This window comes from Cupriavidus necator, from assembly GCF_013141915.1.
Taxonomy (GTDB): domain Bacteria; phylum Pseudomonadota; class Gammaproteobacteria; order Burkholderiales; family Burkholderiaceae; genus Cupriavidus; species Cupriavidus necator_B.
Genome location: NZ_SROX01000045.1, coordinates 1 through 701, shown reverse-complemented (window position 1 = coordinate 701; position 701 = coordinate 1). Strand labels below are relative to the sequence as shown.

3 protein-coding genes are annotated in these 701 nt (G+C 61.2%); all 3 read right to left on the bottom strand.

The window, feature by feature from the left end; all coding sequences use genetic code 11:
- Window positions 1-26: 26 nt before the first annotated feature.
- Window positions 27-236 carry a hypothetical protein gene (locus tag E5S69_RS32095; protein WP_171518322.1) on the bottom strand — a complete coding sequence of 70 codons (210 nt, stop codon included), beginning with the start codon at window positions 234-236 and terminating at the stop codon, window positions 27-29.
- Window positions 236-463 (bottom strand): hypothetical protein, encoded by a 228-nt coding sequence (locus E5S69_RS32090; protein ID WP_171518321.1) that lies wholly within the window; start codon window positions 461-463, stop codon window positions 236-238. The genes E5S69_RS32095 and E5S69_RS32090 overlap by 1 nt, the downstream gene beginning before the upstream one ends.
- Window positions 456-701, bottom strand: a 246-nt coding sequence (locus E5S69_RS32220; RefSeq protein WP_216621520.1) for a hypothetical protein, incomplete at its 5' end; no start/stop codon positions are given. The genes E5S69_RS32090 and E5S69_RS32220, both read right to left, overlap by 8 nt.

The window sequence follows — 701 nt, the reverse complement described above, 5'->3', positions numbered from 1 at the left end:
ATCTGCTGGGGTAGTGGCGGGGGTGGTCACGTTGCCTCCATTGCAGAGAGATTCAGTTCATCACGAGCGTTCCGGGGGATGGCCAGAACAGCCTTGATCGGGCGCCCAATATCATGTGTTGCGACTGCCGACAGAGCGGCCATCAACCTGTCGTAGTGCTCTGCGGTCGGTGCATTGGTCTTTACAAGCGCCTGCGTCGCTTCCATCAGTTCGCGGCGTTCTGCGATTGCTCCCATCACTCCCCCTTGATTTCGGCGCGTATGGCGGCGGCGCATGCTTGGTCCTCGCGGTCCAGTGCGTCTTGGTCGTATTCCATGCCGCCTTGGCCTAATCGCGCCTCGCAAATCTCCGCCGCCCGCTCCATGCCTGCGGCGTGCCCAGTCTCGAACGCCCACAACGCCATGGTGTATGCATGACCGCTTAGGCCGTGCAGATTGACGAACTTGACGAATTCCTCACGCATCGCGCTTCTCCCCATTGGGCGCCTCAGCGGCGGCGAGCATGGCGGCGTCTGCCCATTCATCTGCTGTTTCGTGGCGACCAAGCATCATGTCGTTGTCTTCGCTCACCGATAGGACTGAGCCGATATTAGGCGGCATGTACTCGCGTTCCTCGAAGTCATCGACGTAGACACGAAGGGCCGGCTTTACCGCTCGCCACCGTGCTGCATCCCTCTCCACCTCCGCCCGCGAGGACGATGC

Excerpts from the sequence above, each read along its gene's own strand:
- E5S69_RS32095 (WP_171518322.1), bottom strand. The coding sequence starts at position 236 with ATGGGAGCAATCGCAGAACGCCGCGAACTGATGGAAGCGACGCAGGCG.
- E5S69_RS32090 (WP_171518321.1), bottom strand. The coding sequence starts at position 463 with ATGCGTGAGGAATTCGTCAAGTTCGTCAATCTGCACGGCCTAAGCGGT.